Genomic DNA, 17546 nt, shown 5'->3' with positions numbered 1-17546 from the left:
GGCTACGACGACGGTGCCGTCCGGTTTCCGGCCGGGCGGCGGCACTCCGGGGGGAGGCGGGCAAGAGAGAGGATTTTAGTGACAGGGTGTCGCGGGCGCCAATGGATTTTCGCGCGGCGCGCGACCCGCCCGGCCTTCCGGTCTGCTGTCCGGCCGGCTGTCCGGCCGGGCTGTGTGGCCGGGCCGTCCGGACGGGCTTCCGATCTGGGTTGTCCTGGTTCCCCCTAGGGGACGCGCCCGTCCGGCGTAGGGGAGGCGGTCCACCTCGGGGCCTACGCGAGGCTTCGCGGAACCGGACCCGTGGACCGATGCGCGTCCCGTGCCCGAAGTTCCACCATGGAGGCATGAGCGCAGCAACCCTCACTCCAGCTCCTGTCCGCCCCCCGTCCGGTGCCACGGCCGTGGACGGCCCGCATCACCACCCGCTGGGCAACGCCCTGCGCGCCGTCAAGGTGTTCGTGGAGGCCGCGTTCGGCGTCCTCATCCTCGGCGAGTACGGCGAGGAGGCGGGCGTACACCGCAGGTGACCGCATAGGGTCACGTCCGTGCGGAAACGGACGGCCCTGCTCCTTCTCGCCCTCTCCCTCGCCTCCTTCGTCACGCTGTGCGTCCTGCGCGGCGCACCCATGGCCGACCTTCTCGTCTACCGCGCCGAGGGCGCGGCCGTGGCCCACGGCACCGACCTGTACGGCTTCACCGTCACCGCGTGGCACCTCCCGGCGACCTACCCGCCCTTCGCGGCGATCCTGTTCGTCCCGGCGGCCTGGCTCCCCGTGCCGGCTCTGAAGGCGGCCTTCCTGGCGGGCAACGCGCTCCTGCTCGCCCTCCTGGTCGCCCTCTCCGCCCGCCTGGCGTCCCGCACCCCGCCCCTGCCCCTGCTCTGCGCCGCCACCGCCCTCGCCGTCTGGCTGGAGCCGGTCTTCCAGACACTCCTGTACGGCCAGATCAACCTGGCCGTCGCCTGCCTCGCCCTGTGGGACCTGACCCGCCCGGCCGGCGCCCGCGCCCACGGCCTGGCCGTCGGCGTCGCGACCGGGATCAAGCTCACGCCGGCCGTCTTCGTGGTCTATCTGCTCCTGCGCGGGCGCACCCGGCAGGCGGCCACGGCGGCGACCGGCTTCGCGGCCACGGCCCTGCTCGGGTTCCTGCTGCTCCCGGCCGCGAGCACGGACTTCTGGACCCGGCGGCTGTACGAGACCGGCCGGGTGGGCAAGGCGTGGATCGTGGACAACCAGTCCCTCCAGGGCCTCGTCGCGCGGGCGCTGCACGATCCCGCGCCGGGCCTCGCCTGGGCGCTGCCGGCGGCGGTGGTCGCGGTGGTGGGCCTCGGGCTGGCGGGCCGGGCCCGCCGGGAGAGTCACGGCATCCTGCTGGCCGCGTTCACGGCCCTGCTGGTCTGCCCCATCAGCTGGACCCACCACTGGGTGTGGTGCGTCCCGCTGCTCGCGGTGCTGTGGGCCGAGGGCCGCACGCGCACGGCCGCGCTGGTGGCCGTCGTCTTCACCGCCCGCACGATGTGGCTGGTGCCCCACGAGGGCGACCTGGACCTGGAACTGCCGTGGTGGCAGCAGCCGTTGGCAGCCGCTTACTGCCTCCTGCCGCTCGGGCTGCTCATCTCGTATGACAGCATGATCAGCCGTTGTCCGATCCTTTCGACCGAGCAAACGGGGAAACCAGCATGCCTGTCTCGACGCACTCGATCCGCAAGGCGGTGAGCGGTCTGACCGCGGTCACCGCCCTCGCCCTCGGCGCCACCGTCCTGGCCGCGCCCAGCGCCTCTGCCGTCGGCTCCTCCGCCTGCACCAAGAACATCAAGGACCGCACCCTGCAGGTCGTCCAGTGGGACCACGCCGACATGTACACCAGCCCCAGCTTCAAGTCCAAGGTGAAGAAGTCCGTCTTCGCGGGCAGCAACGTGCGGGTGTACTGCACCGCGAAGAGCGGCTCCTGGTTCTACGGCAAGTCCGGCAAGACCAAGGGCTGGATGGAGGAGCACGCCTTCTTCTAGGCCGTACCCTCACGGCCCTCCCGGCCCGACGGCGCGGGAGGGCCTTGTCGGCCGCGACACTGCCAGGCCCCGGAAGGAACGGCCGTAACCGTTCCCACTCCGCTCCCACTCCGCGTCCGACGGATCACCGCGTTCTCCCCGCCCCACACCGGGAAGAACAAGCAGGTCAAACGACGGTTACATGATCGACCCGACAGCTCCGGGGCTCGGGGGACTGCGAGGCCGACCCCGGGGGGTGGCCGAACACGCGCGTAAGGCCGATCACGGAGTCGGCGTCGCAGTTCTCCGAGCCCCTGATGAGGATGAGACCGTGCCGTAGGCCCGGAGGGTGTCGGCCGGGTCGCCGGGGCGGCCTCGCAGAGTGGCGTCCAGAAAGGCGAGGGTGGCCGCGGCGACGACGCGCGGGCTCTCGGTGCGGCCCAGGGTGCCGACGATCGAGGGCACCGGCGGCAGGTAGAGCGGGCCGTCCGTGAAGGTGAGGTGCCCGGCGCCGGGGACGGTGAGCCGGTAGCTCTTCGCGGTGCTGTGCTCGAGGGCCTCGGTCAGCCGGGGCAGGTAGCGCGGGTCGGTGCCGGCGGTGATCTCCTGGGTGAGCGCGAGCGCCGGCTGCTCGAGGGCGGGCGCGGTGGGGCCGTGGGGGTAGCCGTCCAGGTCGACGACGGCGTCGAACCGGCGGTCCTGCCGGGCCGCCTGGAGGGCGGCGGCTCCGCCCAGGGAGTGGCCGGCCACCGCGGCGCGGCCGGTGTCCAGGCGTCCGGTCAGCGGGTCGGCGGTCTCACCGCGGTCCAGTCGCTCCAGCTGGGAGAGGACGAAGCCGAGGTCGGCGGCCCGAACGGCGGTCCAGCCGGCGGCCAGCTCCTCGTCCTTGTCGCGGTCCCCGGAGGAGGCGGTGGTGGCGCGGATCGTGCGGCCGTCGGCGAGGACGACGACGGCGGAGTCGTACGGGTGGTCGAGGGCGGCGACCAGGTAGCCGTGGCTGGCCAGCTCCTCCGCCCAGGCGGTGTTCTGGAACCGCACCCCGCCCGACCCCGGGGAGAAGAGGACGACCGGGAACCGCTCTCCCCCGCCGGCCACCGGGGCGTCGACGACCGCGCGGCTGCGGGCCCTCGGGACGCCGTCGACCAGGAAACCGGGCAGGCCGACCCCGTCGGCGAGGGCCTCGGAGACGGTCCGCGCCTCGCCCTCCGTGCGTCCCAGGTACTGGGCCCGAGGGACGCCCGCAGGGCTCTTCTGCGCCGGGTACCAGAGCTGCACCACGACCGTGCGCCGGTCGTCCGGATCGGCGGTGAAGCCCTCCGGGCGGAGCGGGTCGGTCCACTGCACCACCCGGGTGCCGACCGCGAAGGCGCCTGTCGGCTCGGGGAAGACGGGCACGGGGAAAGCCCAGGCGGCTACCGGGCCGGTGGCGATCAGGCCGGCGCAGGCCAGCGATCCCGGCAGGGCCAGCCACCAGCGGGCCCGCCACGCGGGTCGGCCCGCACCGCGCCGCAGCAGGGGCGGGAGGGCGAACGCCGAGGCGACGGCGGCGCCGACCAGGACCGGCAGCATCTGCCAGCGGATCCCCGCGATGCCCAGCACGATCGCCGACGGTACGAGGGCCGCCCCCGCCACGACGGTGACGGGCCGGCGGGCGGCCGGGGGGAGCCAGCGCGCCACCAGCAGCGCGACGGCGCCCAGCAGGACGAGGACTTCCGGAAGGGACAGGAACAGGCCCGGGATGGTTTCGGTCACCCGGCCATGCTCGGCACCGGGCCCGCGCCGCCGCATCGGCCCCGGGGCGCCGCCGACTGCGACCGGAGTGGCAACCGGGCACCCCGGATCGGCGGCCGGCCTGCGACCGCGGGAGGTGGCGGGTCTCCTCCTGTGGTCGTACCCCGGCACATTGCGCTCCGACGCCGGGCTCATGTGCGGCGCGGACCCGCGGCCTACGCTGCGGCTGTACGCGGTGGCGGCCCCGGCCGGGCCGTCACGACGACCGATCGGCGGAGAGGTGTGACGGTGCGCCACCGGGACCGGGTGCCAGCCCTGGTGGGGGACTCGGTGCTGCCGGCGCTGCTCCTGCTCAACGTCCTGACCACGTACCCGGCCCGGGAGCTGCCGGTGGCGGTGGCGCTCACCGCCGCCCTGGCGCTGCCCCTGGTGGGGCGGCGCCGGGCCCCGCTCGCGGTGTTCGCCGCCGTCGTGGCCGCGGCCTTCGTCCAGTGGCTGGTGGACGTCCAACTGCCCGCGGACATCGCCCTGCTGGTGGCCCTGTACACGGCGGCCGCGCACACGGGCCGGCGCGGCACGCTGCTCGCCGCCGCCGTCGTGGAGGGCGGGGCCGTGCTGGCCTGCCTGCGCTGGGCACCGAACGGCGCGTTCCCGACCCCGTTCGTCGCGCTCACCGCGACGGTGGTCGCCGCCGCCGTCCTCGGGGTGAACGTGCGGACCGGCCGGGCCTACCTCGCCGCCGTACAGGAGCGGGCCGGACGGCTGGCGCTGCACCAGGAGCAGCAGGCGCTGCTGGCCGTCGCCGAGGAGCGGGCCCGGATCACCCGCGAGATGCACGACATCGTCACCCACAACCTGTCCGTCATGGTCGCGCTCACCGACGCCGCCGTGTACGCGCAGCACAGGTCCCCGGACCGGGCCACCGCCGCGATGCTGCAGATCTCCGAGACGGGCCGGCAGGCCCTCACCGACATGCGGCGCTCGCTCGGCGTCCTGCGGTCCGACGAGCCGGACGCCGAGCGCCACCCGCTGCCCGGCATCGCCCAGTTGGAGGCGCTCGCCGACCAGATGGCCGTCGCCGGGCTGCCGACCGGCCTGGAGGTCCGCGGCGGCCACGCGCATGTGCCGGCCACCGCACAACTCACCGTCTACCGCCTGGTGCAGGAAGCGTTGACCAACACCCTCAAGCACACCCCCGCCGGCACCCGCGCGACGGTCCTGGTCGAGTGCTCGGCCGGGAGCGTCGGCGTGGAGGTCACCGACAGCGGCCCCCGGCCGGCGCTTCCCGCCGCCGCACCGTCCGGTCACGGCATCCCCGGCATGCGCGAGCGCGCGGCCGCCTACGGGGGGACGCTGTGGGCCGGACCGCTTCCGGGCGGCGGCTGGGGTGTGCGGACCCGGCTCCTGCTCGACAGCGGCGGGACGGGCGCCGTATGACGATCCGCATCGTGATCGCCGACGACGAGGCGCTGCTCCGGATGGCCTTCGGCACGGTCCTGGAGGCCCAGCCCGACATGGCGCCGGTCGGCGAGGCCGCAGACGGCGCCCAGGCCGTCCGCCTCTCCCGGGAGCTGCGGCCCGACGTCGTACTGATGGACGTTCGGATGCCCGGGACGGACGGGATCGAGGCGACCCGGCAGGTCGTCGAGGTCTCCCCGGGGAGCAAGGTGCTGATCCTGACCACCTTCGACCTGGACGCGTACGCCTTCGCCGCGCTCGGCGCCGGGGCCTCGGGCTTCCTGCTGAAGAACACCCGGCCCGAGGAGCTGCTCACCGCGATCCGGAACGTCGCGGCGGGCGACGCGGTGCTCTCCCCGCGGATCACCCGGCGCCTGCTGGAGGACTTCCGTCCGCACCTGGCCGGCGGGGGCACCGCCGTCCGCGACGAGCGGCTGGACCGGCTCAGCGCCCGGGAGCGCGAGGTGCTCGTCGAGGTCGGCCGCGGCCTGTCCAACGCCGAGATCGCGTCCGCCCTGTACCTCGCGGAGGCGACCGTGAAGTCCCATCTGGGGCGGATCCTGCTCAAGCTGGAACTCCGCGACCGGATCCAGGCCGTGGTCTTCGCCCACGAGAACCGCCTGGTCCCCCCGGCCTGACGCCGGCCGAGGACTCAGCACAGCGGCCGGACCACGGCTTGGACCGGGCCGACCACGTCATCGACGGGGACGGCGCCGCCGGTGGGGCTGTTGCGGTGGTGGCCGGAGTCCGCGGAGTCGCTGCGGTGGTCGCCCTCGACCGGGAAGAACGAGCAGATCACACGACGGTTACATGATCGGAGGGACAGCTCCTAGCTCTCCGCCAGGATGTCGTCCGCGTCCATGATGCGGTAGGCGTAGCCCTGCTCGGCCAGGAAGCGCTGCCGGTGGGCGGCGAAGTCCTGGTCGATGGTGTCGCGGGCGACGACCGAGTAGAAGTGGGCCTGGTGGCCGTCGGCCTTGGGGCGCAGCACCCGGCCGAGCCGCTGGGCCTCCTCCTGCCGGGAACCGAAGGTGCCCGACACCTGGATGGCGACCGTGGCCTCGGGCAGGTCGATGGAGAAGTTGGCCACCTTCGACACCACCAGCACGCTGATCTCGCCCTCGCGGAACGCGTCGAAGAGCTTCTCGCGCTGCGCGTTGGACGTCTCGCCCTTGATCACCGGGGCGTCCAGATGCTCACCCAGCTCGTCCAGCTGGTCGATGTACTGGCCGATGACGAGGATCTGCTGGCCGGCGAAGCGGCGGACGATCGCCTCGGTGACCTTCCGCTTGGTGGCGGTGGTCGCGCAGAAGCGGTACTTCTCCTCGGCCTCGGCCGTCGCGTACGCCAGCCGCTCGGAGTCGGTGAGGTTGACCCGGACCTCGACGCAGTCGGCGGGCGCGATGTAGCCCTGCGCCTCGATCTCCTTCCAGGGGGCGTCGAACCGCTTGGGCCCGATGAGGGAGAACACGTCCGACTCGCGGCCGTCCTCGCGCACCAGGGTGGCCGTCAGCCCCAGCCGGCGGCGGGCCTGGAGGTCGGCGGTGAACTTGAAGACCGGCGCGGGCAGCAGGTGCACCTCGTCGTAGACGATCAGCCCCCAGTCCCGGGAGTCGAACAACTCCAGGTGCGGGTAGACACCCTTCCGCTTGGTCGTCAGCACCTGGTAGGTGGCGATGGTGACCGGCCGGATCTCCTTCTTCGTCCCGCTGTACTCGCCGATCTCGTCCTCGGTCAGCGAGGTCCGCTTCACCAGCTCGTGCTTCCACTGCCGGGCGGAGACGGTGTTCGTGACGAGGATCAGCGTGGTCGACTTCGCCTGGGCCATCGACCCGGCTCCGACCAGCGTCTTCCCGGCGCCGCAGGGCAGCACGACGACGCCGCTGCCGCCGTGCCAGAAGTTCTCCACGGCCTGCTTCTGGTAGGGGCGCAGCGTCCAGCTGTCCTCCAGCAGCTCGATCGGGTGCGCCTCACCGTCGACGTACCCGGCGAGGTCCTCGGCCGGCCAGCCCAGCTTCAGCAGCATCTGCTTGATCTGCCCGCGCTCGGACGGGTGCACGGCCACGGTGTCCGGGTCGATGCGGGCACCCACCAGCGGAGTGATCCGCTTGGACTTCAGCACCTCCTCCAGCACCGGCCGGTCGGTGGTGGTGAGGACCAGTCCGTGCGTGGGGTGCTTGCTGAGGGTCAGGCGGCCGTAGCGGTCCATCGTCTCGGCGATGTCCACGAGCAGGGCGTGCGGCACGGGGTAGCGGCTGTACTGCACGAGGGCGTCCACGACCTGCTCGGCGTCGTGCCCGGCGGCTCGCGCGTTCCACAGACCGAGCGGGGTGACGCGGTAGGTGTGGATGTGCTCGGGTGCCCGCTCCAGCTCGGCGAAGGGCGCGATGGCCCGCCGGCAGTCGTCGGCCCGCTCGTGGTCGACTTCCAGGAGCAGGGTCTTGTCGGACTGGACGATCAGTGGACCATTCACGCGCGGCACACCCTTTCCACAACGGCCAAACGTCCAGTGTGCCTCATTGTGCGGGATTGCCGGCAGGGCCGAGGTCAGGTGGCACTCCGGGCCGCGCGGGGCGGGCTCACAGCGCGGCTTCGACGAGGAAGAGCTGGGCGTCCGCGCCCGTGCAGGGTTCCACGACGGCCTCCGCGCCCGCGGCGGCGCTCGCGGCCCTGATGCCCACGCACTTCCCGCCGCCGACCTGGATCAGATAGGTCCGGCCGACGGACTTCTCCGACTTCCCCGCCTTCTCGGCCTTCGCGGGCTTGGCGGGGACGAAGTGGAAGACCGTGGTCTGCGCACAGGCGTTCCACGGTTCGAGCAGCCCCGCGCCCGGACCGGAGGTGAGCGCCTTCAGGCAGCCCTTGCCGTGGTCGGGGTGGTGCCAGGCGATCCGGTAGGCGTCCTTGCCCAGCGGATCCAGGGTGGTGGTCTGCGGAGCCGTGTCCTCGCAGGGGCGCTGCACGGCGACGAGGGAGTGGTACCGCCCGTCCGCGACGTTTCCGTCCGTCACGCACAGGCCGGGGGAGCCGAGCGGCCGGAGCAGGACCTGCCCGCCCGGCAGCGGCGCGGACGCGCCCGCCGGCCCCGACGTGGCGGTGTCCCCGTCCTCGCCCGTGCTCCCGGAGTCGCGCAGGGACCAGGCGACGGCGACCACCACGACGACGACGAGAAGAACCCCGGCGAGCCCCCGCCCCCGCCGCCCCCGCACGACCCGCCACCACGCCCCTGACACCCGCATCCCCGACCCCCCGCCCCCGCCACCCCCGACGACTCCGGCGCCTCGACCGACCCCTGAGCCCCCGAAGCCCCCGAAGCCCCCGAAGCCCCCCAAGTCCTCAGAAGCATCAGAAGCCTCGGAAGCCCCGGAGCCCCCGGAATCCCTGGAGCCCCCCGTGACCCCAGGGCTCCCGGAGCCCCCCGAACCCCCGGCGGCCCCCGCCCCCTCCGAACCCCCCGACGCCCCCGGTTCAGATCCCGGATCCGATCCCGATCCCGGATCCGATCCCAATCCCGATTCCGATCCCGACCCCGATTCCGCCCCCGGACCCGACCGGGGACCCGACCCCGATCCCGCCCCCGAATCCGCTACCGGACCCGGTGGCTCCGTGACGCGCTGCCGTGCGGCCAGCCAGTCGTCCGCGTAGGCGCCCTCCCCGCACGCGCGGACGAACGCCGTCAGCAGTTCCTGCCGGGGCAGGGAGCCGTTGCGCAGGACGTCGGCCAGTGTGCTGCGCGGCAGCAGCTCACCGTTGCGGGCGGCGCGCTGCTCCAGCTGCCGGTAGGTCAGCCGGGAGCGGGCCTTCAGCTCACGCAGCTCGGCGTTGAGGTCCGCCGCGGTCCGTAACTGCCGCAGCGCAAGCGCTCTCTGATCCATGGCCCCCATCGTTGTTGCGGGGCCCGCCATGGAACAAAACCCTTTCCGGTCAACGTGGCCGGAGACCCGCCCGGGGCGGCCCCCGCGACGGCCGTGGCCCTGGCCGCGTCGCTGCGGGCATACCGTGCCTCCTTCGCGTCGGCTCGATGCCGGTCCCGAGGCGGGTCCGGCCGCTGGACCGAAAGGCTGGCCGAAGCGGTCCGGGGCGAGCAAGGGGGTGCGGTGTCCGGGACGTGTCCGGGACAGGCGGCCCCTGTCCGGCCTGGTCAGCGGCCTGTCCGGGCGGCCCCTCCACGGAAGGGGGTGGCGGGCGGCGCGCAACCACCGCGCCCCGCCGGGAGTCTTGACCGGCGGGAGCGGCGCGGGCACGCGGCGCGGTCAGGAGGGCACGGCATGTCGGCTGGCAGGTGGGGCATCGGCGGGGGAGCCGTGGTGACGCTGGTGGTCACCGGCACCTGGGTGATGGGGCCGGGGCAGGTCGACACCCGGCTGTGGGGCCAGGTGCGGCCGGTGATCGAGGCGCGGCTGGTGGCCGACTCGAAGGGCAGCGGGTACGGGGAGACGCAGCCGGCCCTGCGGGCGCGGTGGTTCTGCCGGGCCGAGGCACGGGACCTGGACGAGCACCACGGGGTGGTGCGGGCGGGCGTGACCACGTCGTGCCGGGAGTACGGGGTGCGCGAGGGCGCCCTGGTGGAGTGCTCCGGCGCCGAGGTCCCGCAGGTGGTGCGCTTGCGGCGGGACGTGGACGCGGACGGCGGCTACCGCGTGGTGGCGCGGGAGGAGGGACCGGACGGCGAGGGGTCCGGGAAGTGGGTGGAGGACCACTTCAGCTTCTTCGCCGAGCCCGGCCCCGACGACTGGGCGTCGTCCACCGACCTGGAGGCCGCCGCCCGCGCCCACTTCGAGCTGCCCCCGGACGCTCCGGTCGGGGACTGCTGAGCGGCCGGCGGCGGCCGGGACCACCTCAGTCGTCCGCCAGCTCCGCGACGCCCGTGATCCGGTGCAGCGGGTACGTCCGCACCTCGTCCGCCGTATGGTCGTACGCCGTCACGAAGCCGCCCTCCACCCGGATCGGGGCGATGACCCGCTGGCTGGCGGAGCCCTCGGCGTTGACGTAGCCGATCCACACGGAGTCGCCGGTCAGGACGGCCGCTTGCATGGTGGCCAGGGTCTCGGCGGAGGAGGTCCGGGGCAGTTCGCCGCCCGCCGGGGGCTCCCCGACCGTCTTGCGCGGGGCGGTGGCGGCCAGGTCACCGGCCCGGATCGCGCGGACCGCCGCCGCGAGCAGCGTGGTGTCGGGCGGCGGCGGCCCGTCCGGCACCGGTTCGGGCGCGGTGCGCGGCGGGCTGCGGTGAGCGTGGGCCCGGGCGATCAGCACATCGCCCTCGGCGGACTCGGCGGCGGGCGCGTACCCCATCGCGCGCAGTCCCTCCAGCAGCGTCGCCGGATCGGTCGGGGCGGCCAGCACGGTCGGGGCCAGCCGGCGCAGCCGGAGGGCGGCGGCGCGCTTGTCGGCGAGGATCTCGTTCAGCAGGGTGTCGTCGTCGCAGCGCACGTACGCCGAGGCCGCGCCGACCCGCAGGTGGCCGTGCTTGCGGGCCACGTCGTCGATCAGGTAGGCGAGCGGCTGCGGAACGGGTGTGCGGGAGTGCTCGGTCAGGAAGGCGTGCAGGTCGGTGGCGGTCCGGCCGGAGTCCAGGGCACGGCGGACGGACGCCGGGGTGAACCGGTACACGGTCGCGCCGCCCTTGGACTCCACGTCCGCGAGCACGCCCAGCATGTCCGCGAGCGGACGTTGCAGCGGGCCGGGCGCGACCGCCGTCAGGTCGGCCTGGAGCAGGACGTGGTCCAGGGGCTCGGGCAGCAGCGGGGCCAGCAGCCGGGCCGCGGCGGCGGTCGCGAGTGCCTGCTCGGCGGGGGAGAGCGGCGCGAGCCGGCCGGGCGGCCGGTGATGGTGCACCGGCAGCTTGTCACCGGGACCGGTGTCCGCCGCGGTCCCGGACGCGGAGGCGGACGCGCCGGCCGCGGCGACTGCCGTTGCCGGTGTGCCGGGGGCCGGGGCCGCGGTGGCCGGCGTGCCGGGTTTCGGGGCGCCGGACCCGCCGGACTTCACGGCGCGCGGGCCCGCGGCGGGCGGTGCCCCCAGCAGCGCGCGCCCGTGTGCCGACAGCGCCCCCCGCCCGGTCACGCCCAGCAGCTCCGCCTCCGACAGGGTCCAGCGGGCCAGCCGGGACCGCAGATCGTCCTCGCCGTCCCGCTGGACGCCGCGCAGCGGCCGTTCCCAGCGCAGCCGGGCCAGCACCGACTCGGTGTCCGGGGCCCCGCCCTGCGGCAGCCCGGCCAGCAGGGCCAGCACCCGGTGCCGTACCTCGGGCGCGGCGGACCGGTCGAGCCCCGGGCCGAGCGCCGCCAGGGCGCGGTCCTTGGTGTCCCGGCCGCCGACGAGCCCCGGGGTGCGGGTGGCCGCCAACCACGTCCGGGCGAGCCGCGACCAGCGCTCGGCCGGCGGCTGCTCCAGCCACTCGTCGTAGGCGGGGGTGGCCGCGTACCGCTCGTCCGCCTCCCCGTCGGAGGCGATCAGGCCGGCGGCGTAGGCCAGCTCGGTCCAGAAGGCGGCCACCGGCTCGGACACGTCCAGTGCGACGGCGGTCCGCTTCAGGTCGCGGACGCTCAGCCCGCCGGCCCGCAGCACCGCCGGGCCGCCCTCGTCCCAGTCCTTCAGCAGCTCCTCCACCGTGGCCAGCGCGGTGTACGCCTGCGCGGCCGCGGTGGCGTCCACCACCTGCGGGCTGTGGGTGGCCGCCGGCGTCACGGCGGGCGGCAGCGGCTCGGGCGCGCGGTGGGCGCGGCCCGCACGCAGATGCAGGGCGACCTCGCGGGGCAGGACGACCGTGCCGGGGGAGGTCGGCAGCAGCAGGCCGCGGTCCAGCAGCCAGCGCAGATGCGCCGCCGGATCGGCGGTGACCTGCCCGTACGGCGGCCCCCACACGAGCCGGGACAGCACCTCGCGGGCGGGCTCCGGGGCCCCGGCGAGCAGCTTCGCCATCTTCTTGCGGTGCGTGAACAGCGCGGTCAGCGCGGTCATGGCGGACACCGAGTCGTGCGTGGAGGGCAGCCCGGCCGTCGTCACGATCTCCTGGATCCGCCCCGGCGACATGCCCGAGGTGGCCTCCTGCACGGTGGGCCCGAGCCCCGTCGGGGACGGATGCTGCGGCGACGGGGCGAGCAGCTCGCGGGCGGTCCGCACCAGCCGCAGCCGGTCGTCCTCGCCCCACACCAGCGCCTGCTCGCGCAGCGTGCCGAGGGCCCGCGGCAGCGCCTCGGCGACGGTCTCGTCCCCCGCGTCACCGGCCATCAGACCGAGCAGGGTGTCGTACGACGCCGGGTCCGGGGCCACGGCCAGGGCCTCCGCCGTCTGCAGCGCGAAACGGTCCAGCCGCTCCAGGGCGCGCAGCACCGAGGCGCGGGTGCCGGCGCGGGTGGCGAGCTGGGTGAGGTCGGTGGGGACGGGGGTGACGAGGTCCGGGCGGCTGCGCAGCAGCGCGGACAGGGAGGCGTCGTCCCGCGCGCGGAGCGCCTCCGCGAGGGACCGAGGGGCTGGGTGGGCCTCGGGGCTCATCCGGCCAACGGTAGCGGACATCGATGAGCCGGGGGCAGCCGGAAAGAAGCGGTACCGTCCCTCCCGGGGTTTCAGTCGGCGCACCCCGGAGGGGTTCCGTGGGGATCGAGAGCGACCAGGTCGTCTACGAGTATCTGAGCCGCGTCGGAGACGTCGCCCAGCAGCGGCAGCTGCCGTCGGCGACGCGGATGCGGCTCGTGTCGGAGCTGCGGAACGAGATCGACCGGAGCCGGGCGAAGGCGACGGTGGACTCGCCCGTCGCCGTGCGCCGGATCCTGGACCGGCTGGGCACCCCGGACGAGGTGGTGGAGGCGGCGGGCGGCACCGGCGGTGTCCCGCAGTCCCCGGCCGCCGCCGTGCCGGCGCAGCCCGCGTCCGCCCGGCTCACGTCGGAGCCGGTGGAGCAGGAGCGGCCGAAGGGGCTGCGCCGGGTCGTACCGCGCCCGCGCGCCGCCGAGCCGGAGCCGTCCGCCCCGCGGGACGCGGCGTCCCCGCCGCACCTCGCCCCGGCGCACGAGCTGGGGGACGGTGCGGCATCGCCCGACTGGTGGCGCACGGGCGCCGGCAGCCCGCTGGGGGAGACCGATCCGGTGCCGGGGTTCGTCGGCGGTGTGGAGATTCCCGAGCTGCTCCGTCGGCCCCCGCGGCAGGCCGACGCCGAGGAGGACGTGCCCGCGGCCGACCTCGCCGAGACCGCGCCGGCGCCCGTGCCCGCTCCGCGCCGCCGCCTCCTCGGCCTGCGCCCGGCCCGGAAGGCCGCCCCGGGCGACGCCCCCGCACGCGGACTGCGCCCCGGCTGGTCCAACCCCCTGCTGTTGCTGGCGGCCGCCGCGCTCACCGCCGGGGCCGTCCTCGGCAACTGGTTCGCGCTGCTCCTGGGCTGGGCGATCGCCTACGGCTCCCGGCGGCTGACGCCCGCGGAGACCAAGGGGGCGGTGCTGGTGCTGCCGGGGACGGCGGTGGCGGCCGGGCTGGTGTGGCTGTGGGGGCGGAACGAGGGGCGGTGGGGCGAGCCGATCGCCCAGGGGCACATGAACGACGCGGTCGCGGAGACGTGGCCCTGGGTCGTCAGGGGGGCGGCGGTGGCCTCGGCGCTGTACCTGGTGTGGCGTTCACAGCGGAAGGGGTAGCGCCGCGGGGGGCCGGTCGCGGTGGGTGTCCGGCTGCGGGTGCGTCGTGGCTGTTCGCGCAGTTCCCCGCGCCCCTTCCGGGGCGTCGTGCTGATGGGGGTTGTGTGGGTCCGGTCCGGCTGCGGGCGCGGGGAACTGCGCGACGACGTGCCCGTGGGCGGGTGACGGGCGCACGCTCGATGGCGCGATCCCGCCCGGTCCGGCCGCGGGAGGTACCCGGCAGAATGTGCCCCATGGCTGCCACCCTGACCGTCGGATTCGACCTCGACATGACCCTCATCGACTCCCGGCCCGGCATTCACGCCTGTTACGTGGCCCTGGCGGAGCGGACCGGGACGTTCATCGACGCGGACCTGGCGGTGACCCGGCTCGGGCCGCCGCTGGCGGAGGAGCTGATCAACTGGTTCCCGGCCGGACAGGTGCCGGCGATGGCCGACATGTACCGGGAGATGTACCCCTCGATAGCCATCGCCGCCACGCCCGCCATGGACGGCGCCCGCGAGGCGATCGACGCGGTGCGGGCGGCCGGCGGGCGGACGATGGTGGTGACGGCCAAGTACGAGCCGAACGCCAAGCTGCACCTGGCCCACCTCGGCATCGAGCCGGACGTGGTCGTCGGCGACCTGTGGGCCGAGCAGAAGGCGCAGGCGCTGCGCGAGTACGGCGCCGGGGTGTACGTCGGCGACCACGTCGGGGACGTGCGCGGGGCCCGCGCGGCCGGTGCGTTCTCGGTCGCCGTGGCGACCGGCCCGTGCCCGGCCGACGAACTGCACGCGGCCGGCGCGGACGTCGTCCTGGCCGACCTGTCCGGCTTCCCGGCCTGGCTCTCCGGCTACCGGGAGGCGCCCGGGGCCGCGCTCCGCGACTGACGCCGTCCGGCGGCGACGGACCGCAGGACACCCGCGCCGGCGACGAGGAATCCGACGGCCATGAGCATGCTCAGGCCGAACATGTACGTCGGAAAAGGCTTCGCTCCGAGGAACAGCGGGGCCACCGTGACGAGGGTGGCCACGGCCCCGAGGAAGAAGACGACGGCACCGGCGCGGATCAGTCGGTCACCGGGCGCGGCGGAATTCGTTTGGGTTTTGTCACGCACCGGACCAGGGTAGTTCCCTGCGCGAGAGAACAACCGGGGGACGTCTTGTCACCCGCCCCAAGACCATTAGCCTTGGTAGCGGCGGGTCATGGTGGACCCGCTCTAGTGCTATCAAGAGCCGTTTCCGAAGTAGTTTTCCCGACGAGTACGAGGACGAGGACAGACGTGCCTACCGGCAAGGTCAAGTGGTTCAACAGCGAGAAGGGCTTCGGCTTTCTCTCCCGCGACGACGGCGGTGACGTCTTCGTCCATTCCTCGGTTCTCCCCGACGGAGTCGATTCGCTCAAGCCGGGACAGCGCGTGGAGTTCGGGGTCGTCGCCGGTCAGCGCGGTGACCAGGCACTTTCGGTGATCGTGCTCGACCCGACGCCGTCGGTCGCCGCCGCCCAGCGCAAGAAGCCGGACGAGCTGGCCTCGATCGTGCAGGATTTGACGACCCTTCTGGAGAACATCACGCCGATGCTGGAGAAGGGCCGCTACCCGGAGAAGGCCTCCGGCAAGAAGATCGCCGGCCTGCTCCGGGCGGTCGCCGACCAGCTGGACGTCTGAGCCGCTGACTCGGACGGACCCCTTGCGGAATCCGTCAGGGAAACGCGAGCGCATCCGGGCCGAGGGGCGGTACGAGCCCCTCGGCCGCCGCACGGGTGAGCAGCCCCCGGATCGCCGCATAGCCGTCCTCGCCGAGGTCGGCGGTGAATTCGTTGACGTACAGACCGATGTGCTGGTCGGCGACGGCCGGGTCCATCTCCTGGGCGTGGGCCATGACGTACGGCCGGGAGGTCTCTGGGTCGTCCCAGGCGGCCCGCACGGAGGCGCGGACGGCGTCGGCCAGCCCGCCGAGGCGTTCGGCGCCCAGCGAGCGCTTGGCGATGATCGCACCCAGCGGGATCGGCAGCCCGGTGGTCCGCTCCCAGTGCTCGCCCATGTCGGCGAGCTTGTGCAGCCCGTAGTTCCGGTAGGTGAACCGGGCCTCGTGGATGACCAGGCCCGCGTCCACCTTGCCGTCCCGCACGGCCGGCATGATCTCGTGGAACGGCATGACCACGATCTCGCCGACCCCGCCCGGCAACGTGTCCGCGGCCCAGAGACGGAACAGCAGGTAGGCCGTCGACTTCTCGCTGGGCACGGCGACCGTACGGCCCGTCAGATCGGCTTCCGCTTCCCGCGTGAGGACCAGCGGTCCGCATCCCCGCCCCAGCGCGCCCCCGCACGGCAGCAGCGCGTACTCGTCGAGGACGTACGGCAGGACGGCGTACGACACCTTCAGCACGTCGAACTCGCCGCGCTCGGCCATGCCGTTGGTGAGGTCGATGTCGGCGAAGGTCACGTCCAGCGCGGGCGCGCCGGGGAGCCGGCCGTGGGCGAGGGCGTCGAAGACGAACGTGTCGTTCGGGCAGGGCGAGTAAGCGATCTGCAGCGCGTCACTGGTCATGCGGGTTCCAACTCTCCAATGCGGGCGCGAGCTTCCCGAAGCCCTCGGTGAGGGCGGCGAGGGCGTCGCCGATGCGCCAGGCGGCGCGGTCGCGCGGGCCGACCGGGTTGGACACCGCGCGGATCTCCAGTACGGGCACGCCGTGCGCGGCGGCCGCCTCGGCCACCCCGAACCCCTCCATGCCCTCGGCGAGCGCGCCGGGGTGCCGGTCGCGCAGGGCGGCGGCGCGGGCGGCGGTGCCGGTCACCGTGGAGACGGTCAGGATCGTGCCGATACGGGCGCCGGTGGCCTCGGACACGACACGTACGGATGATTCCGGCGGCCGGTGGGTGACGGTCCCGAATCCGAGTTCGGTGACCGGGAGGAAGCCGTCGGCGGTCTCGGCGCCCAGGTCGGCCACGGTGATCGCGTCGGCGACGACGAGCGAGCCGACGGGTGCCGCCGGCTGGAAGCCGCCGCCGATGCCGGCCGAGACGACCAGGCCGTAGGGGCGGCCGGCCAGGGCGGCGGCGGTGAGGGCGGCGGCGGTGCGGGCGGCGGCGAGCGCCGGGCCGACGCCGGCGGCGAGCAGGTCCCAGCCACCGGGGGTACGGCTCAGGGTCGCGCCCGGCAGCCGTGTCTCCTCGGCCGGCGCGGGCAGCGCCCGGGCCACCGCGTCCCGCTCGACGGGGACCGCGGTGGCGACGAGAACCGGGACGGACGGCGTGGTCAGTCCTTCGCCTTCTTCAGCTTGAACGACCACACGCCCTTGTTCGACTTCTCGCCCATCTGGATCGCGAGCGTGTTGGTCTCGCCCTGCGTGCCGTACTGGACGTTGAAGAACGCGCTGCTCGGGATCGTGCGGTACGTCTCCTTGCTGGAGTCCGTGAACTGGCGGCCGTTGACCAGCACGACCCAGCCCGCGTCCGCGATCTTCGGGTCGACGCCGATGCGGACGGTCTCGTCCTGGCCGACCTTGATCGACTTCACGTCGCCGGCGTTCTTGACGCAGTCCTTCAGCGAGTCGGCGTTCAGCGTCTCGCCGTCGTTGTAGCAGAGCGCCTCGGAGTTGACCGAGTCCCCGCCGACGGTGATCGTCGCGACAGGAGACGGCTTGTCGCAGGCCGACAGAACGAGCAGTCCGGCGGAAACGGCGCCGGCGACGGCGACGGCGCGGCGGCGTCGCACGGCGCGGGGTACATCAGCGGCTTCGCCGCGGGGCAGCGTGGTCATGGCCGA

The 17546-nt window shown here is 74.3% G+C and carries 18 protein-coding genes; 9 read left to right on the top strand and 9 right to left on the bottom strand.

All coding sequences use genetic code 11. The features are described from left to right. Positions 1 to 344: 344 nt before the first annotated feature. From ACZ7KF_RS04405 to ACZ7KF_RS04395, 3 genes are read left to right on the top strand one after another with little or no spacing between them, the layout of a single operon-like run. On the top strand, positions 345 to 527 hold the full coding sequence (locus ACZ7KF_RS04405; protein ID WP_471069332.1) for a hypothetical protein: 183 nt from the start codon (positions 345 to 347) through the stop codon (positions 525 to 527). 18 nt (positions 528 to 545) lie between these two features. Further along, on the top strand, positions 546 to 1715 hold the full coding sequence (locus tag ACZ7KF_RS04400) for a glycosyltransferase 87 family protein (RefSeq protein WP_471069330.1): 1170 nt from the start codon (positions 546 to 548) through the stop codon (positions 1713 to 1715). Continuing rightward, on the top strand, positions 1679 to 2008 hold the full coding sequence (locus ACZ7KF_RS04395) for a hypothetical protein (protein ID WP_471069328.1): 330 nt from the start codon (positions 1679 to 1681) through the stop codon (positions 2006 to 2008). The genes ACZ7KF_RS04400 and ACZ7KF_RS04395 overlap by 37 nt, the downstream gene beginning before the upstream one ends. Before the next feature lie 261 nt (positions 2009 to 2269). Here ACZ7KF_RS04395 and ACZ7KF_RS04390 read toward each other — a convergent pair whose 3' ends face one another. Continuing rightward, positions 2270 to 3775, bottom strand: a complete 1506-nt coding sequence (locus ACZ7KF_RS04390; RefSeq protein WP_471069326.1) for an alpha/beta hydrolase family protein — start codon at positions 3773 to 3775, stop codon at positions 2270 to 2272. A 231-nt stretch (positions 3776 to 4006) separates the two neighbouring features. On the opposite strand from ACZ7KF_RS04390, the gene ACZ7KF_RS04385 reads away from it, so the two are divergent. Together ACZ7KF_RS04385 and ACZ7KF_RS04380 are read left to right on the top strand one after the other, a co-directional pair. Continuing rightward, positions 4007 to 5155 (top strand): sensor histidine kinase, encoded by a 1149-nt coding sequence (locus ACZ7KF_RS04385; RefSeq protein WP_471069324.1) that lies wholly within the window; start codon positions 4007 to 4009, stop codon positions 5153 to 5155. Then, on the top strand, positions 5152 to 5814 hold the full coding sequence (locus ACZ7KF_RS04380; protein WP_471069322.1) for a response regulator: 663 nt from the start codon (positions 5152 to 5154) through the stop codon (positions 5812 to 5814). Before ACZ7KF_RS04385 ends, ACZ7KF_RS04380 begins: the two co-directional genes overlap by 4 nt. Before the next feature lie 14 nt (positions 5815 to 5828). Here the strand turns inward: ACZ7KF_RS04380 and ACZ7KF_RS04375 are convergent, their stop codons facing one another. From ACZ7KF_RS04375 to ACZ7KF_RS04365, 3 genes are all read right to left on the bottom strand, one after another. Beyond that, positions 5829 to 5975: a hypothetical protein gene (locus ACZ7KF_RS04375; protein ID WP_471069320.1), complete on the bottom strand. Its 147-nt coding sequence runs from the start codon at positions 5973 to 5975 to the stop codon at positions 5829 to 5831. Between the two features lie 30 nt (positions 5976 to 6005). Further along, entirely contained in the window at positions 6006 to 7649 is a 1644-nt protein-coding gene (locus ACZ7KF_RS04370; protein WP_471069318.1) for a DNA repair helicase XPB, read from the bottom strand. 106 nt (positions 7650 to 7755) lie between these two features. Further along, positions 7756 to 8415 carry an RICIN domain-containing protein gene (locus ACZ7KF_RS04365; RefSeq protein WP_471069316.1) on the bottom strand — a complete coding sequence of 220 codons (660 nt, stop codon included), beginning with the start codon at positions 8413 to 8415 and terminating at the stop codon, positions 7756 to 7758. Between the two features lie 1029 nt (positions 8416 to 9444). Between ACZ7KF_RS04365 and ACZ7KF_RS04360 the strand changes: the two genes are divergently transcribed. Beyond that, positions 9445 to 9990 (top strand): hypothetical protein, encoded by a 546-nt coding sequence (locus tag ACZ7KF_RS04360; RefSeq protein ID WP_471069314.1) that lies wholly within the window; start codon positions 9445 to 9447, stop codon positions 9988 to 9990. Positions 9991 to 10015: 25 nt separating this feature from the next. Here the strand turns inward: ACZ7KF_RS04360 and ACZ7KF_RS04355 are convergent, their stop codons facing one another. Further along, positions 10016 to 12670: a helicase-associated domain-containing protein gene (locus ACZ7KF_RS04355; protein ID WP_471069312.1), complete on the bottom strand. Its 2655-nt coding sequence runs from the start codon at positions 12668 to 12670 to the stop codon at positions 10016 to 10018. A 98-nt stretch (positions 12671 to 12768) separates the two neighbouring features. On the opposite strand from ACZ7KF_RS04355, the gene ACZ7KF_RS04350 reads away from it, so the two are divergent. Both ACZ7KF_RS04350 and ACZ7KF_RS04345 read left to right on the top strand, forming a co-directional pair. Further along, on the top strand, positions 12769 to 13800 hold the full coding sequence (locus ACZ7KF_RS04350) for a hypothetical protein (protein ID WP_471069310.1): 1032 nt from the start codon (positions 12769 to 12771) through the stop codon (positions 13798 to 13800). Between the two features lie 224 nt (positions 13801 to 14024). Next, positions 14025 to 14669, top strand: coding sequence for an HAD family hydrolase (locus tag ACZ7KF_RS04345; RefSeq protein WP_471069308.1), 645 nt, complete (start codon positions 14025 to 14027; stop codon positions 14667 to 14669). Here ACZ7KF_RS04345 and ACZ7KF_RS04340 read toward each other — a convergent pair. Beyond that, positions 14633 to 14896: a hypothetical protein gene (locus tag ACZ7KF_RS04340; RefSeq protein ID WP_225824545.1), complete on the bottom strand. Its 264-nt coding sequence runs from the start codon at positions 14894 to 14896 to the stop codon at positions 14633 to 14635. The genes ACZ7KF_RS04345 and ACZ7KF_RS04340 overlap by 37 nt on opposite strands. Before the next feature lie 165 nt (positions 14897 to 15061). Here ACZ7KF_RS04340 and ACZ7KF_RS04335 point away from each other — a divergent pair, with 165 nt between their 5' ends. Further along, the gene (locus tag ACZ7KF_RS04335) at positions 15062 to 15445 is read left to right on the top strand and encodes a cold-shock protein (protein WP_308406042.1); all 384 of its coding nucleotides are present in this window, start codon (positions 15062 to 15064) and stop codon (positions 15443 to 15445) included. Positions 15446 to 15479: 34 nt separating this feature from the next. Here the strand turns inward: ACZ7KF_RS04335 and ACZ7KF_RS04330 are convergent, their stop codons facing one another. The 3 genes from ACZ7KF_RS04330 to ACZ7KF_RS04320 are packed head-to-tail and all read right to left on the bottom strand — an operon-like array spanning position 15480 to position 17540. After that, the gene (locus ACZ7KF_RS04330) at positions 15480 to 16328 is read right to left on the bottom strand and encodes a 1,4-dihydroxy-6-naphthoate synthase (RefSeq protein ID WP_471069306.1); all 849 of its coding nucleotides are present in this window, start codon (positions 16326 to 16328) and stop codon (positions 15480 to 15482) included. After that, a complete protein-coding gene (locus tag ACZ7KF_RS04325; protein WP_471069304.1) occupies positions 16318 to 17070 on the bottom strand; it encodes a futalosine hydrolase in 753 nt (250 codons plus the stop codon). The genes ACZ7KF_RS04330 and ACZ7KF_RS04325 overlap by 11 nt, the downstream gene beginning before the upstream one ends. Beyond that, positions 17037 to 17540, bottom strand: coding sequence for a DUF2771 family protein (locus ACZ7KF_RS04320; protein ID WP_471069302.1), 504 nt, complete (start codon positions 17538 to 17540; stop codon positions 17037 to 17039). The genes ACZ7KF_RS04325 and ACZ7KF_RS04320 overlap by 34 nt, the downstream gene beginning before the upstream one ends. Positions 17541 to 17546: the final 6 nt, after the last annotated feature.

Source organism: Streptomyces sp. NPDC038200 (assembly GCF_055600785.1).
Note: the sequence above shows the minus strand (reverse complement) of the source record. Positions and strands in the feature narration are given on the sequence as shown.